The organism is Chryseobacterium sp. DT-167 (assembly GCF_058310155.1).
Map to the genome: position 1 here is coordinate 206,843 of NZ_JBZEEQ010000002.1, position 16,468 is coordinate 223,310.

A 16,468-nucleotide genomic window follows, 5' to 3' on the forward strand; every position below is an offset into this window, starting at 1 on the left:
ACTTTGAAAATTTAAGAGTCAAACAATGTTTGTCATTCCGGAAAATCTCTACGATGATATTAAAACCTAACCTAGATCCTGCAGAATGACAAAAACCCTGCTTATTTTTATGATTTAAAATTAAAATAAATTAATAAAAAATACCGCAAAATCTCTGCGGTTTTTTTTATTGATAAATGAAAATCATCGTCTGTACCAATTCCGGATGAAGACTTCTTGCTACCGGACAATTGTGAGCGGTTTCTTCGATAAATGCCTTTTCTTTATCTGTATAGATATCAGAAAAAACAAAATTACAAACGATTTCACCAATTCTTCTTGGCTCGGTTTTCATAATCTTCTGAAGCGTACAATACGCTCCGTCAATATTGATCTCTTTATCTTTGCCTAAAATAGCGATGGTTGTCAACGCACATTCTGCCAAAGATGTTGCACACATATCTGTAGGAGAAAATTTCTCTCCTTTCCCGTGATTGTCTGTTGGTGCATCACTTTCGATGATGGTTCCTGACTGTAAATGTTCTGCTGAGCATCTGAGTCCGCCAATATATGTAATTTTTGATGTCATATTAGTTAAAATAAAATTAAGAGACAATGTCTCAGAAATGAAAAATATCTTTAGCCTTGTTATAAGAACTTTCGAAATTGAGTAAGTTCAATTTATGTTTCGCCTTTTCCACGCTCATAAAATTGATTACCTGTTCGGTCGGCATATTTCCTACCAAGTCATCTTTTGCCATAGGGCAACCTCCAATTCCTTTAATCGCGGAATCAAATCTTCTGCAACCTTTATCGTAAGCAACTTTTAATTTAGAATAAGAATCTTCGTAGCGGTTATGAAAATGCGCTCCGAAATCAATATTCGGATATTTTGAAGGAATTTTTTCGAATAAAACAGAGATCGTTTCAGCCGTTGCAACTCCCGTAGTATCAGATAATAAAATATTTTTAATACCAATTTCAGAAAAACGTTTTGCCCAGAAATCTACATCTTCCCATTTCCACATTTCTCCATAAGGATTTCCGAATGCCATTGAGAAATAAAGATTTAATTCTTTGCCTTCACTTCTCGTCAGTTCAAGCATTTTAACCACATCATTAAAAGCTTCTTCCTGATTTTTGTTGGTATTTCTGTGCTGAAAAGTTTCAGAAATAGAAAACGGAAAGCCTAAAATATCTACAGACGGGTGCATCAAAGCTTTCTCGGCTCCTCTGTAATTTCCGATGATGGCAGAAACTTTGGTGTTGGATAAAGATTTGTCAATATTTTCGGCAACCTCAGCAGAATCAGCCATTTGCGGGATTGCTTTCGGAGATACAAAACTCAGACAATCCAGAACATCAAAACCCACTTCCATCAGCGAGTTGATATAATCGATTTTTTTGGCAGTTGGGATAAATTCTCCCCAACCCTGCATGGCATCTCTAGGACATTCTGTAAGAAACATTTTTTACTTTTGATTTTCTCAAATATAATAAAACTAAAACAATTAGTTCTTTGTACAAAACAAAGCTAAGATTCTTTTGATAACCAATAATTTATATTTGATTTATAATTTCAATACCTCATATTCAAATACAAAAAACCTATTCTCAGCATCAAATTTGCTAACTTTGTTAAAATTTTAGACATCTAATGAGTACAATTGAATTCAACGAAATGTGGAGAGAAAAATTACTGAACCGTTTTCTCAGCTATGTAAAGATATATTCAACAAGTGACGCAGAAAGCGAATCTACACCATCTACAGAAAGACAATGGGATATCGCCAATTACATCGTGGAAGAACTGAAAACGATTGGTTTGGAAGACGTTTCGATTGATGATCACGGTTATATCATGGCTTATGTTCCTTCTAACTTGGAAAATGACAGTCAGCCAACGATAGGATTTATTTCTCATTACGATACTTCACCTGATTTCAGTGGTGAAAATGTAAAACCACAGGTCTGGGAAAATTATCAGGGCGAAGATTTAATTTTAAACAAAGAAAGCAACTTCACTCTTTCTCCTTCAAAATTTGAAAGTTTAAAAAAACACATCGGTCAGACTTTAATTACAACTGACGGAAATACGCTTCTCGGAGCTGATGATAAAGCCGGTTGTGCAGAAATTGTAACCGCAGCAGAATACTTAATCGCTCATCCTGAAATCAAGCACGGAAGAATGGCGCTCGGTTTCACTCCAGATGAGGAAATCGGAAGAGGGGCGCATAAATTTGACGTTGCTAAATTCGGGGCTGAATTTGCATACACAATGGATGGAAGTGAAGTTGGAGAATTGGAATACGAAAACTTCAACGCAGCAGGAGCTGTGGTGAAAATCCACGGATTGAGCGTGCATCCCGGTTATGCTTTTGGAAAAATGGTGAATGCAAGTCTTTTGGCAGCAGAATTTATTCAGTCTTTGCCAGCGAATGAAACTCCTTCTACTACAAAAGGTTTTGATGGGTTTTATCATTTGATGGATGTAACTTCTGATGTTTCAGAGTGTAAACTTCAATATATCATCCGTGATCATGACGAAGAAAAATTTGAAGCAAGAAAGAAATTCATGGAAGAAAAAGTAGCTGAATTTAATCAGAAACACGGCGAAAAAACCGCTGAAGTGGAGATTAAAGAACAATACCGCAATATGAAGCAGCAGTTTGAAGGCAAAATGCACATTGTTGATCTTGCAGCAAAAGCCATGAAAGAAGCAGGAATCGAGCCGAAAATCAAAGCGATCAGAGGCGGAACAGACGGAGCGCAGTTATCGTATATGGGATTGCCTTGTCCGAATATTTTTGCGGGCGGTATGAACTTTCACGGACCTTACGAATATGTTGCTTTGGAAAGTATGGAGAAGGCGCTGGAGGTGATTGTGAATATTGTGAAAGCATAAGATTTTAAAAAATAGAAACCCACTGCGATTGTAGTGGGTTTCTATTTTTTAAAATTATTATAATACCAAAGTCGGATATCCCCTTCTAGAGATTCTGACTTTTTGTTTGGATCAAAAGGTTCTGCACCTCCGTTATCAATTATCTCCTGGGAATAACCTCTCTCTCTGAAAATCCGTTCCCTATTTTTGTTTGATATAGATATAAAAACACTTCCTAAACTGAAGATTATTAATAAAAAACAAAGGACATTTTTATAGCTAAAAAGAAAATCACTATTTAAAAATTTTGCTTTTTTTAAATAGAAATAATTTGGCAACCAAATTATTAACATGATGAGAAACAAATACAGTTTAGGTAATAACTTATGGTGATATCCTTTTAAATCTAAATAGAATAATATACAATAAAATACATATGTGATTATCAAAGTTAAAACAAATGATGTCTTAATGATTAATGCGAATTGACCATCTTTTTTTATGGTTCTATGGAAAATTTGATAAATCGAAAACGCTAAATAATTATAAAATTTCACAGTCCTAATTTAATCATTTTTTTAATCAAAAAACCACCACAAAAAATGCAGTGGCTTCACAATATTTAAAATTAAATTTTAATCATTTTGCTGATTGCTTAAAAAAGCATCCCAACCTTGTGCGGTCAACGCAACCAATTGGTTAGAACCTCTTGCCACCATATAATTACCTTCTTCTTTTTCAACGGCGTGACCGATAATCGTAAAATCAGGATGGTTTATCATTTTATCAAAGTCATTTGGTGAAATTGTAAATAACAATTCATAATCTTCACCCCCGCTTAATGCCGTCATGACAGGATTTAAATTCAAATCATCCGCAGTTGTAATCGTCAGATTATCCATCGGAATTTTCTCTTCATACAATCTGAAACCTACTTTTGACTGGTCAGAAAGATGCAGGATTTCTGAAGCCAAACCATCTGAAATATCAATCATAGACGTTGGTTTGATATCCAACTGTGCCAAAATCCCTTTTACATCCGTTCTTGCTTCCGGTTTCAATTGTCTTTCTAAAATATAATCAAAACCTTCCATTTCGGGTTGCATATTTGGGTTTGCCAAGAAAACAGCGTGCTCTCTTTCCAAAATCTGAAGTCCCATATAAGCACCGCCCAAATCTCCTGAAACAACAAGCAAATCGTTTGGTTTTGCACCACTTCTTTTGACAATATTTTCTTCATCTTCAATTCCGACTGCGGTAATACTCATGACCAAACCAGCGTTTGAACTTGTAGTATCTCCACCAATCAAATCGACTTTATATCTTCCGCAAGCCGCCTGAATTCCTGAATATAATTCTTCTAAAGCTTCTACCGGAAAACGATTTGAAACTGCAAGAGAAACCAAAATCTGTGTTGGTGTTGCATTCATCGCTGCAATATCGCTAAGATTCACCACCACTGCTTTGTAACCTAAGTGTTTCAATGGAACATATCCCAAATTAAAATGAACTCCCTCTGCCAAAACATCAGTCGTTAAAACTACTTTTCTATTTCCCGGATTGATTACGGCTGCATCATCTCCCACTCCAAGCTCCGAAGATTCATTGGATAATGGAAAAAATTCCGTTAAGTGTTTTATCAGTCCAAATTCTCCTAATTTGGAAATGGGTGTCAATTCTGGTTCTTTATCTTCAAACATATTTTAATTATAAGTAATGGGTAATTGGTAATGAGTAATCTTAGACTTGAACTCAAAAACTTTAGACATTCAATATTGCCGGATCAATATTTTCCGGACGGAAAGGGAGTTTTTTGAAATCTTCTCTCGTCATCAAGATTGTTTCCGCAGTTTTATATTTATTCATTGCTTCAACGACATCATCCGGTGGCGAAGTCATTTTTCTCAACATCGTATCGATCCAAACTCCGGTTGCTTCTGAAGTAGCACAGTGTGAACCGTCCGGTAGATAAAATTTATGCAAAAAACGGTAGATTGAAGCATCTTCTGCACATCCATCAATTTCAAGGCTCACAATAACTTTTTGGTCTGCGAATATTTCTTTGAAAAAAGAAAATCTTTCATGCATGATTACAGGGCCAATTCCCCATCGGCTCATTTGCGTAACTCCCATTTTTTCTTTTTTCATGAAAGCCATTCTGGTTTGTGCACAATATTGCACGTAAGACGAATTGGCAAGATGTTTATTGGCGTCAAGATCGCTCCAACGTACTTCAAATGTATGGTAAAAAATCATTTTAATAATAGTTTTAATTTGAACTCTTTTTTTAACCAAAAAAATTAAAAAATCTAACCTCGTGTTTGTCATTCCGTAGGAATGTAAACAGTGTTATCAAAACTCAGCTGAGATTCCTACGGAATGACAAACTAACTGAATATTGATGTTAAGGATTAAAAAGTAAGTTATTTTTTATGGTTATTTTGAGCTTTGAAGTTCAAAAATTATAATCCTCAAAATTACTCAAATAAGATGGTTTATAAAAATTGTAGTTTTGTAAAAATAATCTTCAGCATAAGATTAAATATTTATGAAGCAAATTATCATTATCGGAGGTGGAGCAGCAGGATTTTTCTGCGCTGCAAATCTTGACGAAAAGAAATATAAAATTACCATTCTTGAACAGAATTCTGATGTCCTTCAGAAAGTGAAAATTTCCGGAGGCGGACGTTGCAATGTCACCCATGCATGTTTCGATCCTAAAGAACTGGTTCAGTTTTATCCCCGTGGAAACAAGGAATTACTGAGTGTTTTTACTAAATTTCAGCCAGGTGACATGATGGACTGGTTTGAAAAACGAAAAGTTTCGTTAAAGACAGAAAATGACAACAGGGTTTTTCCGGAAAGCAATTCTTCGCAGACGATTATCAATACTTTTCAAAATGAGATTCAGCAGAAAAATGTTGATGTAAAAACCAAATGCTCGGTAAAAGAAATCAATAAGCAGGATGAAAAATATCTGGTAAAAACAAGCCTGGGAGATTTTTTGGCAGATTATATCATCTACACAACCGGAAGTTCTCCAAAATCTTTAAATTTAATTGAAAGTTTGGGGCATAAAATCATAGATCTGGTTCCTTCTCTTTTTACCTTTAATATCAAAGATGATTTGCTGAAAGATCTTTTGGGAACAAGTTTTGAAATGGCAGAAACTTCGATTCCAAAATTGAAAACCGAAGAAAGCGGACCGTTATTGATCACGCACTGGGGACTTTCGGGACCAGCTATTTTGAAAATTTCGGCCTGGGAAGCCATTAATTTGGCGAAAGTGAAATACAATTTTGAAATTCAGGTAAATTTTATTTCAAAAGATATTGACGAAGCCGAGGAATTATTCCAGAATTTTAAAATTTCAAATCCTAAAAAGTTAATTGGATCATCGAAAATCTTTGACGTCACGAACCGTTTTTGGCAAAGGATTTTGGAAGTTTCAAAAGTCGATTTAAATAAACAGATCGCAAATATATCTGGAAAAGAAATGCAAACGATTTTGGAAAATTTATGTAAAAAGAAATTTCAGGTAACCGGAAAATCAACTTTTAAAGATGAGTTTGTAACAGCAGGTGGCGTAGATTTAAAGGAAATTAATTTTAAAAATATGTCTTCGAAATTGTTGTCAAATTTTTACGTTGCCGGAGAAGTATTAAATATTGATGCGGTGACCGGCGGATTTAATTTTCAGGCTTGCTGGAGCGAGGCGTGGTTGATTGCGCAGGATTTGAATTTGAAATAATATTATACACTGTTTGTCATTCCGCAGGAATCTCAACAACGCATTTTCAAAAACTAAATTTAGATTCCTGCGGAATGACAAACTTTATGTAATTTCTTATTATTAGAAATATATCTTATAAATGATTTCTGTCAAAAAAAATATTTCGAACACAATTAAAATCCTTTTAATCATCGGATTCGGGTATTTCTTTTGGCTCATGCTGAAAATCACTTTAGAATACATCCCTCCAGATAACAATATCAGTTTTTTAATGATCAAACAAACTGAAGTTGTTGAAAGACCGGAATATCTTTATTTTTTCTATACACATGTTTACACAAGCATTTTTGTTTTATTTACAGGGTTTTTAGCAATAATCAGAAAAGATTTCGGACTCAAAAATTTTCATCGAACGGCTGGAAAAATTTATATTTTTCTGATTCTATTTCTCGCAGCACCATCAGGAATTTACATGGCGATTTTTGCAAATGGTGGATTTTTATCTAAGCTTTCATTTGTTATTTTAGGCTGTTTGTGGTGGTTTTCTACTTATAAAGCATATCAACTTGCCCGACAGACAAAATTTAAACAACACAAGCAATGGATGTGGAGGAGTTTTGCATTTACAGTTTCTGCCATCACTTTGAGAATTTGGAAAGTTTTTATTGTATATTTATTCCAACCGAATCCGATGGATGTTTATCAGATCATTGCATGGCTTGGTTGGATTCCGAATATCCTTTTAATTGAATATTTAATCACAAAAAAACACTTATAAAACGTATGAAAATTTTAAAATTTACTTTTGTTTCTCTGCTGACCCTTATTCTTTCCGGTTGTAAAAAAGATGGAACAACTGCCAAAGCATCAGAAGATTCTCTGATCACTAAAAATGATTCTGTGACTGTGCCGGAAGTTCATAAAGAATTTTACGGAATTTATATGGGAGATTTTGCCGGGAAAGGTATGATAACATTCGAAGATGGTGAAGAATATGAAGGTGACATTTACAAAAGAATAGCCCTGAAAATCAATAGAATTACAAGAGATAGCGTCTACGGACAAAGTATTGTAGATGGAAACCAAAGACCATTTCGCGGAATCTTTAATGAATCTTCAAAATCATTTATTCTTGATGAACCTGGAAATGATAAGACAGACGGGAGATTTGAAGTCAGATTAAGCAATGACAGCCTTACCGGAAACTGGAGTGCATTCAACAAATCAGCGGTAAAAGCTCCCAATAAGACTTTAAAACTAATTAAAAAAGAGTTTGTGTACAACCCAAACTTCATGCTTAATGAAAATAATGATCTGATCGACTGGGAAAATCCTAAAGATTTTGTTGAAAAATACACCGATGAGGAAACCGGAAAGACAGAAACTTACACTACTTCTAAAAACAGAGTGGCTTCTGATGCCGTTTTCAGAATTAATGCTTCTAAACAGAGATTAACAGAAAAAGATCTTAAGAATCTTCGAAAACTGGATATGGAAATCATTAAGAATTCAGTTTTTGCAAGACATGGGTATTCATTCAAAAAAGCAACTTACAGACACTTTTTTGAACAGACAGATTGGTATATTCCGGTTTCAAATAATGTTGACAGTGAGCTTTCACCGATGGAAAAAGAAAATGTGGCTCTGCTGAACCGTTTTATCAAATACGCAGAGGATAAATATGACCAGTTTGGAAGGTAGTCATTATTGCAGATTAGTAGAACCTCGCATATTTTTTTGATTAAATTTAATTTTCACAAAAAGATATACTAACAAACATCCAGCTGCATAACATAAAATATCGACCCAAGAGAAAGAATTTCCGATTACGATATACATCAGGCTTCCCGGTTGGAAGCCTAATTTTTCTGCAATGTTGAAAAACTGGGCAAATTCTATCAGACATGAAAAAACAAAAATTCCAAGAATAAGTTTGGCGTCATTGATGATCAAAAAACTTCTTACAAACGTATACAGCAAGATCACCACAATCACGTCTCCCAGATAAGCTCGTATAAAAAACTGATCCTTTAGAACTGTTGCAATTAAAACCTCAACTAAGAAAAGAAGTATTGTTAAAAGAAAATATTTTAGGTTAAATTTAAATTTCATGTTATTCAGTTTTGGCTAAAGCCATTGTTTTTTGTGCCTAAAAAAAGAGCAGACTAAAGCCTGCCCGATTGAGAATTGTGTTATTACAAATATATTATTTCTTTTTGATTGTACAGCCGATTGCCACAGTTTTCGTTGTTTTTATGGGTTCTCCTTTGATCAAAGCATCTACTGCATCTTTCACATAATGCTCAGTTGCCTCAGCTGCATTTTCGTAATTATTGTCGATTGCACCAATATATTTCACAACATTTTTATCAGCTTCCTTCTGCAAAACAAATACATGAGGGGTTTTGGTAGCCCCATACTGAGGATAGATTTTTTGTCCTTCATCTACCAAATAAGGAAAAGTAAAACCTTTCTCTTTTGCTCTGGTGATCATTTCCTTAAAACCGTCCTGTGGCTGCACTTTAGGATCATTCGGATTGATGGCAATCACAGGATATCCATACTGCTTATATGTCTTGTCTAGTTCTACGATTCTCTCTTCATAACTCTTTGCGTATGGGCAATGGTTACACGTAAAAACAACGATAAAACCTTTTGCATCATTAAAATCCTTCAGCGAAACCATTTTACCATCAATATTTTTAAGCTGAAAATCAGTTGCCCTGTCTCCCACCTCATAACCTTTCTTATCGGTATTTTCCTTTTCTTCTGAAGCAGCTTTTCCCGCTTGAGCAAAACTCATTATGCTGAAGCCTATCACAAAAGCGGTCAATAATGTTTTAAATCTTTTCATATTATTTTATAAATTTTTGTTGATTGTATTTTCAAGTTCATCTTTACTCATTTCGCCATCATTGAAATGTATTTTTTCACCCTTTTTATAGAATATTGTTACCGGAATATTTCCATCCCAATTTTTATCAAATCTCGGAATCCAGGTATTCATCCGCTTGATGTCATCCAGCAAAATCACTTCAGCAGTAAGGTTTTTCTTTTTAATAAACTGAATCACTTTCTCTTTATCCTTTGCACGATCTAATGAAACCAAGAGCATTTTAAATTTCGGATTATTTTTAAACTTTTCATTGACGATCATAAAATCCGGAAGCTCTCTTACACACGGAGCGCAGGTTGTTGACCAGAAATTCACTACCAAAAGCTCATCTTTATTATTTTGAATCATCGTTTCTAATTGTTCATAATTTACCAATATCACATCATTCTGTGTCTGCGCATTGTAGAAAGACAATCCGAACAGTAAAATTAAAAATCCTAAAAAGTTCTTCATTCTCAAATTTAGCAAAAGCATTAACAACTTCATGAAAGACAATCTGTTAAACTTTGTTAATAAATATATCGTTTTAATTTTTCATCATCAAAACTTCGCAAAATAATAGTAATTTGTGGTATTATGTTTGCTGATTTTCTGAATAGCTATATATCTGAAACTTTTTCAGAATCAGTATTATAAAGAATTAAATTAATGAAAAGAGCTTGTTTATTGCTTGGATTGTTTTTAACCAATCCCCTTTTTTGTCAGGTTTCAGGAACCAAAACCGTGATTCAGAAAAATACAACTTATCCTGATTATTCTGTCGTACAGACCAGGATGAGCCTGAAAGACGTAGTCACAAATGCAGATACCGTTCCGGAATTTCCAGGTGGAATTAAAGCCTTTAAAAGAAAATATTTTGAAAGCATAGAAACTTTGGATGTGAAAATAAAAGAAAAAGTAGATACACGGCTCTATTTCATCGTTGAGAAAAATGGTTATGTAAGAAATGTAGCAGCAGTCGGAACCAATAAAAAACATGCAGAAGCCGCCGAACTTGGTTTAAAAAGAATTTTTGCCCGCTGGAAACCCGCAACCGTCAATGGCGAACCGGTACGTTATCTGATGTATTTTCCTTTGACTAATAAGTTTTAATTACTTCCCAATCATTTTTTTAATCGAATTCAGTTTCATTAAAGCTTCAATCGGCGTCAACGTATTGATGTCTATTTTAGTCAGTTCTTCTCTTATATTTTCTAAAACAGGATCATCCAGCTGAAAAAATGAGAGCTGCATATTTTCTTCAGTAACTTTTTTGATGCTTTCAGAAGAACCGCTTTGTGAGCGACTGGCTTCCAACGTTTTCAGAATATCATTGGCTCTGTTGACCACTTTTGACGGCATTCCGGCTAACTTTGCAACGTGAATACCGAAACTGTGCTCACTTCCACCAGGAATCAGTTTTCTTAGAAAAATAATATTTCCTTTATTTTCCTGAATAGAAACATGGAAATTTTTAATTCGATCAAAATTGACGGTCATTTCATTCAGTTCGTGATAATGCGTTGCAAATAATGTTTTTGCCTGCGTTGGGTGTTGATGAAGGTATTCAGCAATTGCCCAAGCTATAGAAACACCATCGTAGGTAGAAGTTCCACGACCAATTTCGTCTAAGAGAATTAAACTGCGATCTGAAATATTATTTAAAATATAAGCAGCTTCGTTCATTTCCACCATAAAAGTAGATTCTCCGGCTGAAATATTATCACTTGCCCCAACTCTTGTAAAAATTTTATCTAAAACTCCGATCTCGGCATGTTTTGCAGGAACAAAGCTTCCGATTTGCGCCATCAGGCAAACAATTGCCGTCTGACGGAGAATCGCCGATTTACCCGCCATGTTGGGTCCGGTAACCATAATGATCTGCTGAGAATCTTTATCTAAAAAAATGTCATTCGGAATGTATTTTTCACCTAAAGGAAGTGCATTTTCTATAATCGGGTGTCTTGCTTCTTTTAAATCGATGGCGAAACCATCATTCAAAACAGGTTTTGTGTAACTCTCAGAAACCGCAAGCTCAGATAATCCAACCGCAACATCAAGCTGCGCAATGATATTCGAATTTTCCTGAATTCTGTCCATATAAATCATCGTATCCGAACAGACTTTTCGATACAATTGATTTTCCAGAACACTGATTTTTTCTTCAGCACCAAGAATCTGACTTTCATATTCTTTTAATTCTTCCGTGATGTATCTTTCAGCATTCACAAGTGTTTGCTTTCTGATCCAATCACTCGGAACTTTATCTTTATGAGTGTTTCTTACTTCAATAAAATATCCGAAAACATTATTAAAATCAATTTTCAGACTGGTAATTCCTGTGCGTTCAACTTCACGCTGACACATTTCGTCAAGAAAGCCACGACCTTTATTTTGTAAACCTCTCAGATAGTCGAGTTCTTCAGAAATATTTTGTTTGATGACATTTCCTTTCGCAAGATTTACCGGGAGTTCTTCATTCAAATGATTTTCAAGCAATTCAATTAATTCATCTAGAGAATTTAATGGTTCCAACCAGGCTAAAACATCGGCATGTGGATGAAGCAAGCCTTTAATTTTCTGAATATTGATCAAACTTTGACGCAAATATCCCAATTCTTTTGGTGAGATCTTTTCTGCCGCCAGTTTTCCCATCAGTCGGTCTAAATCTGAAATCGCTCTCAGTAATTGGGAAATTTCATATTTAAGCTGATCATTTTCGTTTAAGAAGTCAATTAAAGAAAGTCGTCTTCCGATTTCTTCAACAGATTTTAAAGGAAGAATAATTCTTCTTCTCAATAATCTTCCGCCCATTGGTGTGGAAGTTTTATCGATAATATCAAGCAAAGATTTTCCTTTTGGATTGCTTGGATATACTATTTCAAGATTTCTCAGCGTAAAATGATCCATCATCAGATAATCTTCCTGCGGGATAATCTGAATTTTGGTGATGTGCGCCAGTAATTTGTGATGGGTATCTTCAACAAGATAAGCGAAAATGGCTCCTGCAGCCGTAATTGCCAAAGGTAAATTTTCAACACCAAAACCTTTTAATGAATTGGTTCTGAATTGATTCGTTAATTTTTCGTAAGCAAAATTGTATTGATATGCCCAGTCTTCGAGTTTAAAAACATTCCTGTTTTTCAGCTGATCCGGAATTTGTACACTTCTCTGGTAAATAATTTCACTTGGATCAAATGTATTGATGATGTGTAAGATTTTGTCTAAATTTCCTTCACTTACCAAAAATTCTCCTGTGGAAACATCAACCAAAGCAATTCCGTATTTTTCTTTTTCTTTATGGAGAGAAAGCAGGAAGTTGTTCTTTTTGGAAGTCAAAACCTGATCGCTGAATGTAACTCCGGGCGTTACCAATTCAGTTACTCCACGTTTTACAATTCCTTTGACGGTTTTCGGATCTTCCAACTGATCGCAAATGGCAACGCGAATTCCGGCTCTTACCAATTTAGGTAAATAAGAATCCACCGAATGATGCGGAAAACCCGCCAATTCGATATGTCCGTCACCATTGGCTCTTTTCGTCAAGACAATGCCCAAAATCTGGGAAGTTCTCACGGCATCCTGCCCGAAAGTTTCGTAGAAATCCCCAACTCTGAAAAGTAAAAGCGCATCAGGATATTTCGCCTTGATGGTGTTGTACTGCGTCATTAACGGGGTCTCTTTCTTCGTCGCTTTTGCCATATAAAAATTAAAGCCCAAATTTATGTATTAAATTTAGGCTTTCAAAGTTTTGTGGAATCTCTTAAAGTTTTATTTCTAAAAGTTGCCCGTCTTCCTTGATTTCTACAAATTTACTTTCTCTGTTTGCAGAATCATAATTATAGAAAAATGTGCTGTACACAGGCGTAGAATAAAGTGCCTGTCCATAAGCATTATAGCCTGTTTCAGTTGCTGTTTGCTGCCTGTAAGAACATGTTGCTGTAAAATTTACAATTGCTTCTAAATAATATTTTCCGGGTTTCATTTTTTCAAATTTGAATCTTCCATAAGCGTCAGTTGTTGCTTCTATTCTATATTTGAAAGCATCTTCAGACATTAAAACCTGTGTTTTTCTGTTTTCCTTTTTACTTCTCAATTTGTACCATTCATTAAAATACTCTGTGCACGGAAAAAGCATAACCACAGTACCTTCTCGTGCATATTGCTTTTTGGCTAATGGTGCTTTAAAACCGTATACGTTTTTCTGCTTGGTAGAAGCTACCCCTTCAATAGTGGCTTTTCCGTAAGAAATCATTTCCTGAGCCTGTTTTTTGTCGAAGAAAGTCTGTGGATAGTAAGTGTCTTTTTGTGCAAAAGAAAAAATTCCCGTGAATAGGAAGATGATTAAAAAAAAACTTGTTCTCATTGTGCTTTATTTATATTTTATCCACTAAAATAGTAAATTTGAAGATTAAAAAATACTCTGATGAAAAAAATAACATTCGCCTTTATTTTAATATCGTCATTTTACGCCTGCCAAAACAAGCCTTGCGGATTTAAAAATGGTTTGCAAGAGGGTACCTGTAAGTTTTTTTATAACGACGGAAAGCTCAAAGAAATATCTAACTGGGATAATGGGAAACTTGAAGGACATACCACATACTACTATCCCAATGAAGTGAAAAAAGCAGAAGGAGAATACAAAAGAGGTTTTAAAAATAAAAAATGGACTTATTATAGAGAAGACGGCAGTATGAGCTCTATGGAAACTTTTTTATATAAAAATAATTTGAGCAAGCTAGAAGGAGAAAATATTTTCTACTACCCCACAGGACAAGTAGAAGAAAAAGGATTTTATAAAAACGGTGCTGCAACCGGAAGATGGCAGGGTTTTCATAAAAACGGAAAATTATTTGCCGAGGTAAATATTGTAGAAGGAAAACGTGAAGGAGAAAGAAAAACCTACAAACAAGACGGAACGCTGGACAAAATAGAAATATACAGAAATGGGAAACTGATTTCTGCAAAATAGTCGTGAACTGAAACAGGAAATTGCAAATTCAAATATTCCCTGATTCAATTCTTCTTTTTATTGTGCTTTTCCAAAGCTTCAGTTGCTTTTTCATACGCCCACTTTTGTTTATAATCAACCCATTCAGCTTTAAATAATTTGCGTAAAATCTTATCCGTATATCTCATAATAAAAACGTGATACAGCATATTGGCAAAAACTTTTGGCTTATTCGGTAAAGCTCTGAGCGACATTGAAAAACCGGGTTCCAGATATCTGTTGAAATGCCAGAATGCTCCGGGAATGAAAAGCGCATCACCATGTTCCATGAAAATCTCGATCCCTTTTGCATATTTTAAAGCCGGAAATTTTTCATAATCAGGGTTTTCGTAGTCAATATCATAAACCGTATGAACCGACAACGGAACTTTATATAAAAACTTCGACTGTTTCTGATCAAACAAAAGAATTCTTTTCTTTCCTTCAAAATGAAAATGCATAAAATCTCCCAGATCCACATCGTAATGCATCAGGACATGCGCATCACTTCCGCCAAAAAATAAAGTAGGAAGTCTTTTAAAAAACTTTATTCCCAAATCGGGATAGGTGAAATTCTTGAGTAACTCCGGAAGCCGGTCGGTAATGATATAAAAGAAAATACGCAGATCAGAAGGTTTAGATCTTATCGTGTCAATATAATCCTTCATTTTCATTTTGGTAACCGGTGCATCTGAACTTTTTTTAGCATCCGCAGGCTTATTATCGTACAAAGGAACTTCCTGTTCGCCGGCTTTTTCTTTAATGAAATCAAAATTCCATTTTCCAAATGCTTCCCATCGGCTTGCGTAGTTTTTGATCAGGAGCGGCTTCTGTTTTTTGAAATAATTTTCCTGAAAATCTTCTTTACTGATATCATTGACAACATCTACGTTTTCGAGAATCATAAGTTTGTAATTTAATGCGAAATAAAAATAGTGTTTTTTTGAATTTTACTGAAATTTTATGAATGAATTAATTCACATAGATCTTTCTTAAACTTAAAAAAACAAGCAATGCCCGCTTAAAGCCCTCAATTAAGTTTTATTAAAACTTTCTAAGAACAATAATAATCTGAATATTTTATCTTTGCAAAAAGCGAATCAGCCATGAGGGTTTACAACACCAAAAATTTCCTGAAAATATTGGTCAGCTTACACAAAAGTGATACGCTGAAAATTCTTTTTCCAACGATGGTCTTGATGGCAGTTTATTCTTACGGAATCCTGTATCTGGAAGTTGAATATCTTCATTTAACCGCAAAATCTAAAGTCAGTAATGTCGGACTTATCCATTCTTTATTAGGATTTGTTTTGTCTTTACTACTGGTCTTCAGGACAAATACCGCTTATGACAGATGGTGGGAAGGAAGAAAACTTTGGGGAAAACTGGTGAATGATACGAGAAATTTCGCAGTAAAAATCAATACAATTCTTACAGATGACAGACAATCTGCAAACCAGATTGCCCGCTATTTGAAATATTTCCCGCATTTTTTAGCCAAACATCTTTCGCAGGAATCAACAAGACTTGCCTTAGATGAAGATTATTCTGAAATCGAAAAATCTCTGAAAGATCACGGTCCGACAGACTTGGTGATTCTTCTCACTCATAAATTATATCAATTAAAAAAAGAAGGAAAAATTTCTGATACCGAAATGCTGTATTTAGATACACAGATTTCCGGTTTTCTGGATGTTTGCGGAGGGTGTGAAAGAATAAAAAACACTCCTATTCCTTATTCATATTCGTCATTTATCAAGAAATTCATCATTCTTTATGTGGTGGCTCTACCAATAGCCTATGTCATCAACTTAGGATTGTTCATGATTCCGCTTACGGTTTTTGTATATTACGTTTTGATGAGTCTGGAATTGATTGCTGAAGAAATTGAAGACCCTTTTAATAATGATGAAAATGACATTCCGATGGAAACAATTGCTCAGAATATTGAGAAAAATGTATATCAGATCATGGGGTAAAAATAAATGACTATGTTTTAAATCCGTT

The 16,468-nt window shown here is 34.7% G+C and carries 17 protein-coding genes; 7 read left to right on the forward strand and 10 right to left on the reverse strand.

The window, feature by feature from the left end:
• Nucleotides 1-166: 166 nt before the first annotated feature.
• Both AC4FQ5_RS03370 and AC4FQ5_RS03375 read right to left on the reverse strand, forming a co-directional pair.
• Nucleotides 167-568, reverse strand: coding sequence for an OsmC family protein (locus AC4FQ5_RS03370; RefSeq protein ID WP_491141088.1), 402 nt, complete (start codon nt 566-568; stop codon nt 167-169).
• A gap of 31 nt (nt 569-599) precedes the next feature.
• Nucleotides 600-1,448 carry a hydroxymethylglutaryl-CoA lyase gene (locus AC4FQ5_RS03375; protein WP_491141089.1) on the reverse strand — a complete coding sequence of 283 codons (849 nt, stop codon included), beginning with the start codon at nt 1,446-1,448 and terminating at the stop codon, nt 600-602.
• A 188-nt stretch (nt 1,449-1,636) separates the two neighbouring features.
• Between AC4FQ5_RS03375 and pepT the strand changes: the two genes are divergently transcribed.
• Entirely contained in the window at nt 1,637-2,884 is a 1,248-nt protein-coding gene (gene pepT / locus AC4FQ5_RS03380; RefSeq protein WP_491141090.1) for a peptidase T, read from the forward strand.
• A 614-nt stretch (nt 2,885-3,498) separates the two neighbouring features.
• Here the strand turns inward: pepT and thiL are convergent.
• The gene (gene thiL, locus AC4FQ5_RS03385; protein WP_491141091.1) at nt 3,499-4,563 is read right to left on the reverse strand and encodes a thiamine-phosphate kinase; all 1,065 of its coding nucleotides are present in this window, start codon (nt 4,561-4,563) and stop codon (nt 3,499-3,501) included.
• 61 nt (nt 4,564-4,624) lie between these two features.
• Complete coding sequence (locus AC4FQ5_RS03390; protein ID WP_491141092.1) at nt 4,625-5,119, reverse strand: acyl-CoA thioesterase; 495 nt, start codon at nt 5,117-5,119, stop codon at nt 4,625-4,627.
• Between the two features lie 292 nt (nt 5,120-5,411).
• On the opposite strand from AC4FQ5_RS03390, the gene AC4FQ5_RS03395 reads away from it, so the two are divergent.
• From AC4FQ5_RS03395 to AC4FQ5_RS03405, 3 genes are all read left to right on the forward strand, one after another.
• Nucleotides 5,412-6,614: a BaiN/RdsA family NAD(P)/FAD-dependent oxidoreductase gene (locus AC4FQ5_RS03395; protein ID WP_491141093.1), complete on the forward strand. Its 1,203-nt coding sequence runs from the start codon at nt 5,412-5,414 to the stop codon at nt 6,612-6,614.
• A gap of 121 nt (nt 6,615-6,735) precedes the next feature.
• Nucleotides 6,736-7,374, forward strand: coding sequence for a DUF2306 domain-containing protein (locus AC4FQ5_RS03400; RefSeq protein WP_491141094.1), 639 nt, complete (start codon nt 6,736-6,738; stop codon nt 7,372-7,374).
• A gap of 5 nt (nt 7,375-7,379) precedes the next feature.
• Nucleotides 7,380-8,297: a YARHG domain-containing protein gene (locus AC4FQ5_RS03405; RefSeq protein WP_491141095.1), complete on the forward strand. Its 918-nt coding sequence runs from the start codon at nt 7,380-7,382 to the stop codon at nt 8,295-8,297.
• Between the two features lie 3 nt (nt 8,298-8,300).
• On the opposite strand, the gene AC4FQ5_RS03410 is transcribed toward AC4FQ5_RS03405, so the two are convergent.
• The 3 genes from AC4FQ5_RS03410 to AC4FQ5_RS03420 all read right to left on the reverse strand — a co-directional run bounded on the left by AC4FQ5_RS03410 (nt 8,301) and on the right by AC4FQ5_RS03420 (nt 9,945).
• A complete protein-coding gene (locus AC4FQ5_RS03410) occupies nt 8,301-8,708 on the reverse strand; it encodes a ribosomal maturation YjgA family protein (protein WP_491141096.1) in 408 nt (135 codons plus the stop codon).
• Between the two features lie 94 nt (nt 8,709-8,802).
• Entirely contained in the window at nt 8,803-9,450 is a 648-nt protein-coding gene (locus tag AC4FQ5_RS03415) for a thioredoxin family protein (RefSeq protein ID WP_491141097.1), read from the reverse strand.
• A gap of 6 nt (nt 9,451-9,456) precedes the next feature.
• On the reverse strand, nt 9,457-9,945 hold the full coding sequence (locus tag AC4FQ5_RS03420) for a TlpA family protein disulfide reductase (RefSeq protein ID WP_491141098.1): 489 nt from the start codon (nt 9,943-9,945) through the stop codon (nt 9,457-9,459).
• A 195-nt stretch (nt 9,946-10,140) separates the two neighbouring features.
• Here AC4FQ5_RS03420 and AC4FQ5_RS03425 point away from each other — a divergent pair, with 195 nt between their 5' ends.
• Nucleotides 10,141-10,584, forward strand: coding sequence for an energy transducer TonB (locus tag AC4FQ5_RS03425; protein ID WP_491141099.1), 444 nt, complete (start codon nt 10,141-10,143; stop codon nt 10,582-10,584).
• Here AC4FQ5_RS03425 and mutS read toward each other — a convergent pair whose 3' ends face one another.
• Nucleotides 10,585-13,173, reverse strand: coding sequence for a DNA mismatch repair protein MutS (mutS, locus tag AC4FQ5_RS03430; RefSeq protein ID WP_491141100.1), 2,589 nt, complete (start codon nt 13,171-13,173; stop codon nt 10,585-10,587).
• Nucleotides 13,174-13,234: 61 nt separating this feature from the next.
• A complete protein-coding gene (locus tag AC4FQ5_RS03435) occupies nt 13,235-13,837 on the reverse strand; it encodes a hypothetical protein (protein WP_491141101.1) in 603 nt (200 codons plus the stop codon).
• A 60-nt stretch (nt 13,838-13,897) separates the two neighbouring features.
• Between AC4FQ5_RS03435 and AC4FQ5_RS03440 the strand changes: the two genes are divergently transcribed.
• The gene (locus tag AC4FQ5_RS03440) at nt 13,898-14,443 is read left to right on the forward strand and encodes a toxin-antitoxin system YwqK family antitoxin (protein WP_491141102.1); all 546 of its coding nucleotides are present in this window, start codon (nt 13,898-13,900) and stop codon (nt 14,441-14,443) included.
• A gap of 44 nt (nt 14,444-14,487) precedes the next feature.
• Here the strand turns inward: AC4FQ5_RS03440 and AC4FQ5_RS03445 are convergent, their stop codons facing one another.
• A complete protein-coding gene (locus AC4FQ5_RS03445) occupies nt 14,488-15,366 on the reverse strand; it encodes a cupin-like domain-containing protein (RefSeq protein ID WP_491141103.1) in 879 nt (292 codons plus the stop codon).
• Between the two features lie 201 nt (nt 15,367-15,567).
• Here AC4FQ5_RS03445 and AC4FQ5_RS03450 point away from each other — a divergent pair, with 201 nt between their 5' ends.
• Nucleotides 15,568-16,440: a bestrophin family protein gene (locus tag AC4FQ5_RS03450; protein ID WP_491141104.1), complete on the forward strand. Its 873-nt coding sequence runs from the start codon at nt 15,568-15,570 to the stop codon at nt 16,438-16,440.
• Nucleotides 16,441-16,468: the final 28 nt, after the last annotated feature.

Coding starts and splice junctions, on each gene's coding strand:
- AC4FQ5_RS03370 (WP_491141088.1), bottom strand. CDS start 568: ATGACATCAAAAATTACATATATTGGCGGACTCAGATGCTCAGCAGAA.
- AC4FQ5_RS03375 (WP_491141089.1), bottom strand. CDS start 1,448: ATGTTTCTTACAGAATGTCCTAGAGATGCCATGCAGGGTTGGGGAGAA.
- pepT (WP_491141090.1), top strand. CDS start 1,637: ATGAGTACAATTGAATTCAACGAAATGTGGAGAGAAAAATTACTGAAC.
- thiL (WP_491141091.1), bottom strand. CDS start 4,563: ATGTTTGAAGATAAAGAACCAGAATTGACACCCATTTCCAAATTAGGA.
- AC4FQ5_RS03390 (WP_491141092.1), bottom strand. CDS start 5,119: ATGATTTTTTACCATACATTTGAAGTACGTTGGAGCGATCTTGACGCC.
- AC4FQ5_RS03395 (WP_491141093.1), top strand. CDS start 5,412: ATGAAGCAAATTATCATTATCGGAGGTGGAGCAGCAGGATTTTTCTGC.
- AC4FQ5_RS03400 (WP_491141094.1), top strand. CDS start 6,736: ATGATTTCTGTCAAAAAAAATATTTCGAACACAATTAAAATCCTTTTA.
- AC4FQ5_RS03405 (WP_491141095.1), top strand. CDS start 7,380: ATGAAAATTTTAAAATTTACTTTTGTTTCTCTGCTGACCCTTATTCTT.
- AC4FQ5_RS03410 (WP_491141096.1), bottom strand. CDS start 8,708: ATGAAATTTAAATTTAACCTAAAATATTTTCTTTTAACAATACTTCTT.
- AC4FQ5_RS03415 (WP_491141097.1), bottom strand. CDS start 9,450: ATGAAAAGATTTAAAACATTATTGACCGCTTTTGTGATAGGCTTCAGC.
- AC4FQ5_RS03420 (WP_491141098.1), bottom strand. CDS start 9,945: ATGAAGAACTTTTTAGGATTTTTAATTTTACTGTTCGGATTGTCTTTC.
- AC4FQ5_RS03425 (WP_491141099.1), top strand. CDS start 10,141: ATGAAAAGAGCTTGTTTATTGCTTGGATTGTTTTTAACCAATCCCCTT.
- mutS (WP_491141100.1), bottom strand. CDS start 13,173: ATGGCAAAAGCGACGAAGAAAGAGACCCCGTTAATGACGCAGTACAAC.
- AC4FQ5_RS03435 (WP_491141101.1), bottom strand. CDS start 13,837: ATGAGAACAAGTTTTTTTTTAATCATCTTCCTATTCACGGGAATTTTT.
- AC4FQ5_RS03440 (WP_491141102.1), top strand. CDS start 13,898: ATGAAAAAAATAACATTCGCCTTTATTTTAATATCGTCATTTTACGCC.
- AC4FQ5_RS03445 (WP_491141103.1), bottom strand. CDS start 15,366: ATGATTCTCGAAAACGTAGATGTTGTCAATGATATCAGTAAAGAAGAT.
- AC4FQ5_RS03450 (WP_491141104.1), top strand. CDS start 15,568: ATGAGGGTTTACAACACCAAAAATTTCCTGAAAATATTGGTCAGCTTA.